This window comes from Deltaproteobacteria bacterium (assembly GCA_012522415.1).
Classification (GTDB): domain Bacteria; phylum Desulfobacterota; class Syntrophia; order Syntrophales; family JAAYKM01; genus JAAYKM01.
Genome location: JAAYKM010000091.1, coordinates 59,002 through 65,472 on the forward strand (window position 1 = coordinate 59,002; position 6,471 = coordinate 65,472).

Annotated in this window: 8 protein-coding genes and 5 tRNA genes; all 13 read right to left on the reverse strand. The window is 47.8% G+C overall.

Going from position 1 to position 6,471, the window contains the following annotated elements; genetic code table 11:
* Positions 1 to 133 precede the first annotated feature (133 nt).
* The gene (gene rplL / locus GX147_08150) at positions 134 to 520 is read right to left on the reverse strand and encodes a 50S ribosomal protein L7/L12 (GenBank protein ID NLN60662.1); all 387 of its coding nucleotides are present in this window, start codon (positions 518 to 520) and stop codon (positions 134 to 136) included.
* 24 nt (positions 521 to 544) lie between these two features.
* Positions 545 to 1,069: a 50S ribosomal protein L10 gene (gene rplJ / locus GX147_08155; GenBank protein NLN60663.1), complete on the reverse strand. Its 525-nt coding sequence runs from the start codon at positions 1,067 to 1,069 to the stop codon at positions 545 to 547.
* Positions 1,070 to 1,275: 206 nt separating this feature from the next.
* Entirely contained in the window at positions 1,276 to 1,977 is a 702-nt protein-coding gene (locus tag GX147_08160; GenBank protein ID NLN60664.1) for a 50S ribosomal protein L1, read from the reverse strand.
* Between the two features lie 21 nt (positions 1,978 to 1,998).
* Positions 1,999 to 2,424: a 50S ribosomal protein L11 gene (gene rplK, locus GX147_08165; GenBank protein ID NLN60665.1), complete on the reverse strand. Its 426-nt coding sequence runs from the start codon at positions 2,422 to 2,424 to the stop codon at positions 1,999 to 2,001.
* A gap of 56 nt (positions 2,425 to 2,480) precedes the next feature.
* Positions 2,481 to 3,011: a transcription termination/antitermination protein NusG gene (gene nusG / locus GX147_08170; GenBank protein NLN60666.1), complete on the reverse strand. Its 531-nt coding sequence runs from the start codon at positions 3,009 to 3,011 to the stop codon at positions 2,481 to 2,483.
* A gap of 4 nt (positions 3,012 to 3,015) precedes the next feature.
* Positions 3,016 to 3,231 (reverse strand): preprotein translocase subunit SecE, encoded by a 216-nt coding sequence (gene secE, locus GX147_08175; GenBank protein ID NLN60667.1) that lies wholly within the window; start codon positions 3,229 to 3,231, stop codon positions 3,016 to 3,018.
* 33 nt (positions 3,232 to 3,264) lie between these two features.
* Positions 3,265 to 3,341 (reverse strand) — tRNA-Trp (locus tag GX147_08180).
* A 37-nt stretch (positions 3,342 to 3,378) separates the two neighbouring features.
* The gene (gene rpmG / locus GX147_08185) at positions 3,379 to 3,528 is read right to left on the reverse strand and encodes a 50S ribosomal protein L33 (GenBank protein NLN60668.1); all 150 of its coding nucleotides are present in this window, start codon (positions 3,526 to 3,528) and stop codon (positions 3,379 to 3,381) included.
* Positions 3,529 to 3,551: 23 nt separating this feature from the next.
* Positions 3,552 to 3,627, reverse strand: a tRNA-Thr gene (locus GX147_08190).
* A 90-nt stretch (positions 3,628 to 3,717) separates the two neighbouring features.
* A tRNA-Gly gene (locus tag GX147_08195) sits at positions 3,718 to 3,793 on the reverse strand.
* A 45-nt stretch (positions 3,794 to 3,838) separates the two neighbouring features.
* A tRNA-Tyr gene (locus GX147_08200) sits at positions 3,839 to 3,923 on the reverse strand.
* A gap of 16 nt (positions 3,924 to 3,939) precedes the next feature.
* Positions 3,940 to 4,015: transfer RNA gene (locus GX147_08205), tRNA-Thr, on the reverse strand.
* Between the two features lie 580 nt (positions 4,016 to 4,595).
* A partial coding sequence (locus GX147_08210) for a cysteine--tRNA ligase (protein ID NLN60669.1) occupies positions 4,596 to 6,471 on the reverse strand: 1,876 nt, incomplete at its 5' end.

Here is a 6,471-nt window from a genome sequence, read left to right on the forward strand (position 1 = left end):
GGTGGAACCTTGATTTCAGGAACGCGCATCAATAAGGTTTACCCCGGTCATCCAAGCCTGTCTTCGTCTCACCTGACCAGCTTCTCCAACCAAAGAACAAGAAGCCGATGGATTGTCGTACCGATAGATTTTCCTACTTGATCTCCACGGCACCGCCCACTTCTTCAATCTTCTTTTTGATGTCCTCGGCTTCGTCCTTCTGCACGGCCTCTTTGATCGGCTTCGGCACACCTTCCACCAGATCCTTCGCCTCTTTCAGTCCCAGACCGGTGATGGCCCGAACAACCTTAATGACTTGAATCTTCTCATTGCCAAATCCCGTGAGGACCACATCAAACTCGGTCTTCTCCTCGGCAGCTGTTGCCGCTGCCGCCGCAGGCGTTCCAGCTGCCGCTACCGCCACAGGCGCCGCTGCAGATACACCGAACTTCTCCTCCAATTCCTTTACAAGTTCCGAAAGCTCGAGAACCGTCATTCCTTCAATAAAACTTACGACATCCGCCTTAGTAATCTCTGCCATTTTTGTTATCCTTCCTATCGATTTTTAGTTATCGTTTTCTTTTTTAACCCTGTACGCATCAAGAACCTGTACCAAACCCCTCGGTACGGCACTTAAAACGTTGACCAAAGATGTCTGCACACCAACCATGACGGAAAGCAGTTTGGCCAAGAGGACCTCTCTACCAGGCAATTCCGCCAAGGCGTTGATCTGTGAGACGTCCAAAACTTTTCCCTCAAGCACACCGGCGACAAGTTCCAATTGCGCATTTTTTTTGGCAAAATCGACCAGTGTTTTAGCCGGCTCCACCACGTCACCGTTGTTGAGGACAATGGCCAAAGGCCCCTTCAGGTAATCTTTCAGGACTGCCGCACACGTGTCTCTGGAAGCAATCTCCAAAAGGGTGTTTTTGACGACCCGCAGCTCTGTGTCGGATTTTCTCAGGGCGTTTCTCAGGGCTGTGATCTTTTCGACATTAAGACCACTGTAATTCGCAAGGACTGCGAGCCTCACTCCTTCCAGTTTGTCATGAAGCTCTGCGATAACTTTTTCTTTCGTTCTCCGATCCAATATCCAACCTCCTTCCTCCGTTCGAATGGGCCATTGCATCCCCTGCTGTGTGGACGCACGATATGAAAGTCAGAGAACAAAAACGTACAGAAAGGACATACCCCTACACCAGCAAATCATCATTTCGTCTCGGCAGGCCGCCAAGGTCCGATTTAAACTATTCTGTACCTGCTGTCTCAGACTTAAAGTTAGACAAATAATGAATATCAGTTAATATTCCTCACATCCAGGGGGTCAACCTTGACCCCGGGACCCATGGTCGTAGAAATTGAGATACTCCGCATATAAACACCCTTGCTGGATGCGGGTTTCAATTTGATAATGGTTTCCAGAAGTGTGGCGATATTATCTCTCAGTTTTTCCACACCAAACGATACCTTACCGACCGGACTATGGATGATACCGGCCTTTTCAACGCGAAATTCAACCTTGCCCGCCTTGAGTTCCTGAACGGCATTGGCCACATCGAAAGTGACCGTCCCGACTTTCGGGTTCGGCATAAGTCCGCGAGGGCCGAGGATTTTGCCAATTTTACCCACGCTGCCCATCATATCCGGGGTTGCCACCGTCTTATCGAACTCAAGCCAACCACCCTTGATTTTCTCAACAAGATCATCGCCGCCCACCACATCAGCTCCGGCTTCCAGCGCCTCTTTTTCCTTTTCCCCTTTGGCAAAAACGAGTACACGAACCGTCTTGCCAAGTCCATGAGGCAAAACAACGCTGCCGCGGATCATCTGGTCGGCATGGGCAGGATTGACCCCCAAACGAATCGCCGCATCAACCGTTTCATCAAACTTCGCTCTGGCCGTACGAATTGAAAGATCAATGGCTTCCTGCAGAGTGTACCGTCTATTCGGCTCAATCTGCGCTTTAGCTTTTACAAACTCTTTTCCTTTTCGAGACATGACGAAAACCTCTATTTCTTTTTAACCAACCACCTCTATCCCCATGGACCGTGCCGTTCCAGAGATAATCCGGATGGCGTTATCCAAATCCACTGCGTTCAAATCCTTGTACTTCAATTCTGCAATTTCCTTTATCTGTCCTGACGTGACTGATCCAACCTTGTCCCGGTTTGGCACCCCGGAACCTTTGGCAATCTTGGCCGCCTGTTTCAGAAGTACCGAGGCCGGCGGGGTTTTCGTGACAAACGTGAAGGACCGGTCTGAATAAACAGTGATCACAACAGGGATGACCGTTCCCTCCTGATTCTGTGTCATGGCGTTATAGGCCTTACAAAACTCCATAATATTCACACCATGCTGCCCCAAAGCGGGACCGATCGGCGGTGAGGGTGTCGCCTTCCCGGCTTTGATTTGTAGTTTTATGCTCGCAATAATCTTCTTTGCCATAATGACCACCTATTCTTTTCTATCAACGCCTGTCCTTTACTTCGCTGCTTTTCGTGTCAATTCTGTATCACTTGGATAAAGTCCAGTTCGACAGGCGTCGGACGACCAAATATACTCACGATAACACGGAGTTTACCCTTTTCGGGTCTTACTTCATCAATGACTCCGTCAAAATTTGTGAACGGCCCGTCGATGACGCGGACATGATCTCCTACATCGAACTTGAATTTGGGCTGCGGTTTTAAGGTTCCCTCATCAATCCGTGTAATCAGATTTTCGACGTCCTTATCCGGAACCGGGGACGGCTTGTCCTTGCTCCCGATAAACCCTGTAACTTTGGGCGTATCCTTGACAATGTGCCATGTCTCATCGTTCAACTTCATCCGAACCAGAATATATCCCGGGAAAAATTTCCTCTTTGATGTTTTTCTCTCCCCTGAAACCAACTCCACAACGTTTTCTTCCGGAATCAAAATGTCCGAAAAAAAATCCTGCTTCCCCTCGGTTTTAATGCGTTCCTCCAGAGAAAGTTTTACTTTGTTTTCAAACCCTGAATAAGTATGAACAACATACCACCTGAATTCCATATTGTTAACCCAACAACGCCTTAATGATCTTGGCCAGCCCAAAATCCACAAGCCCCAAAAAGAGGGACACGATGATTACCACAACCAACACAACCCCTGTGGACGCAAACGTCTGTTTGCGCGTTGGCCAGGTCACTTTCCTCAATTCGGCTCTCGCCTCTCCTAAAAACTGGCGAATCCTAAACAGAACCAGTTTAATCTTGTCCATTAAGTTACCCAATCAATCTCGCACCCTTTGATTTCATAAAGTGAATGGCAGGCCAGGAGGGATTCGAACCCCCAGCATCCGGATTTGGAGTCCGGCGCTCTATCCATTAGAGCTACTGGCCTGTTTTTTCCATGCAAAATGATTCCGTGTAAAGAGACGTTATTTCGTTTCTCGATGCGGGGTATGGGTCCGACAAAACTTGCAGTATTTTTTTAACTCGAGACGACCCTGCATCGTTCTTTTGTTTTTTGTTGTTGAGTAGTTTCGTTGTTTGCATTCCGTGCAGGCCAATAAAATGATATTTCTCATAGAAGTCTCTTCATTCCTTTTTATGGAGCCCACGACCAGAATTGAACTGGTGACCTCATCCTTACCAAGGATGTGCTCTACCGACTGAGCTACGTGGGCCGGTTGATATCAGAAAATAACCCGCGACCTACCCTGTTCAGGCCTCTTCCGACTGGCTTCTGAAGGACACAGGCACCGTTTCAAATTTCATGGAGCGGGAAACGGGATTCGAACCCGCGACCCTCAGCTTGGAAGGCTGACGCTCTAGCCACTGAGCTACTCCCGCTTCGCTTCTTTTAAAAAAATAGAATAATGAGTCAATCATTATAAATGGTGGAGGGGGGAGGATTTGAACCTCCGAAGGCATCGCCGGCAGATTTACAGTCTGCTCCCTTTGACCACTCGGGAACCCCTCCAATTTTGCGCCATATCTGGAGCTGGCGATGGGACTCGAACCCGCAACCTGCTGATTACAAATCAGCTGCTCTACCTGTTGAGCTACGCCAGCTGCTATGTTTCAATCCCGCCTAAAGGCCAACCTTTTTATATTGCAGGCACACGCGCTCCTCTAAATGAGAAATGCGGAATTTAGTTTGATTCACGATCTTTGTCAAGAAATTTCTTTTAGGCGAAGTTTCCCGCCTTAATCCACGGAGCGTCTTCACCTCAGATTAATCTCAGCCCCTCAAGATCTTTGAGTGGCGGAACCATACCGTGTCCGATATTTTCCTCGATCACAGGAACAGGCCGTGCGCCCGGTACCCATACGAAACAAGCGCCCGAATCCATAATAAAATGATTCTGTCCAACATCACAAACAGGAACCTTGCGGGACCGGGCACTCAAACCGCCAAACTGATAGCCGTAAAAGCGTTCTGCAATAACGCCGCAAATTCTCGTCAGGAATTTCTGGGCGGGCCGCCAACATCTCTTATACACCACCATCGTTGATGTACCCGCGGAACCAACTTTCGTTGAATTAGACAGAAGTGATTATAAAAATACAATTCCAAAGTTTATGAAAAGGCATGGGGCCTTTCTCTCACCGAGCAGCTTTGCCTTGATGCGAAGCTGCTCCTGGTTATGCCTCATCGTCTTAATGTCCAAGTCATGCCGGTCTTTGTATCATGCACATCAATGCCCATCTCCGATAATTGCTGTCGGATACGATCGGCTGTTTCCCAATCAGCCCTTTCCCTTGATTCCCCCCTTAAACGCAGAAGATGCATCACCTCCTGGGAAAGGCCCTGTTCCTGAAAGGTCATCACCCCTAAAACGGAATCGATCTTCTTCATGGCTTCGAGAATTCCTTCCTTTTCCCTGACACGAAGAAGGCCATCAACCAACGGTGAATTTATTCGCCTGATAAATTCAAACAGGGCGGCGAGCGCACCTGAAACATTCAAGTCATCATCCAGTTCATCAGAAAAGTTTTTTTTAAGAGCATACAATAGCTGGTCCGTATCGGGGAACCCAGGTCCATCAGAAGGATGAAGAAGGCGCTGAATGAAACCATCTATTCTTTTTACTGTATTTTTGGCTGTTTCCAGAGCGCCCCATGTAAAATTGAGGGGCTTCCTATAGTGCAAACCCAGCAGGAAAAAACGGATTTCCTTTCCGAAAAAACCTTTTTTCTCCAAGCCCTCGATGGTCATCGTATTCTCCAAGGACCTCGACATTTTTTTGCCGTCCGTCATGACTAATTCCGTATTCACCCAATAATTCGCCATCATTTTCCCTGTCACGGCCTTACCAATGGCCATGACGTTCTCGCAGTGCGGAAATATGATATCATTACCACTGGAATGAATATCAATGGTTTCTCCAAGATGACACAAGGAAATGGCCGCGCATTCAAGATGCCAGCTCGGACGAACGTTGCCCCATCGGGTCTGAAAATAAATTCCTCTTTTAAGTTCATTGAGGGTCGTCCTTTTCAACAGGGTAAAGTCACCCGGACTGTCTTTTTCGTAATCATCCAGATCAACTGTTAAGCCATACTTGACCTGTTTCAAATCTACATTGGACAGATTCCCGTAGTCATGGAGCTTCGATATATCGAAATAAACCGAACGTAATTTTTCATAGGCGAATCCTTTCGCAACCAGCTTTTCTACGATTTCCATCATTTGGGGCACATTATCGCTGGCCCGCGGATATTCATCCCCTCCTTTGACATTCAGGGTATCCATATCGCGAAGGAAGGCTGACATGTTCTTTTGGGTATATCCCAACAAATCCGTGTTGGCCCGCTCCGCTCCTTTGATGGATCGGTCGGCGAGATCGATGATATTCATGACATGACGTACCGGATAGCCTTTATATTCAAGGTAACGCCGGATCAAGTCCGACACGACAAAGCGTCGAAGACTGCCGATATGGGGGATGTCATGAACGGTTGGACCGCATGAATGCATGAGAATCAACTGGGGATTAATCGGTCGAAAAAAATCCTTTTCACGGGTCAGGTTGTTATAAAGTTTCAGTGTCGAATTTTTCTGGTCAGCAAACAGTTCCGTACTCAAGTACCGCTCGCCACCATCGGGACAGATGACAACGATTAACCCATCCGTCATTTCTTTGGCTTTTTGGAGCGCAACATGCATCGCCGCGCCCGAACTCATGCCGACAAAGATCCCCTCTTCCTGTGCCATCCTGCGAGCCATGGCAAAGGCATCCTCGTCAAGAATATTCGTCTTTTCATCAAGACGATTTTTATCGAAAATCCCAGGCCGGTAAGATTCTTTCATATTCTTGAGGCCCTGAATTTTATGCTGTAAATAGGGTTCCACCCCAATCATTCGAATATCCGGGTTATATTCCTTCAGCTTACCGGAAATTCCCATGGCCGTCCCGGTCGTACCCAAAGCAGCGACTACCATGGTAACCGCGCCTTCTGTCTGACGCCAGATTTCCTCGGCCGTTCCATAGTAATGGGCCATAACATTTTCATGGTTGTTAAAC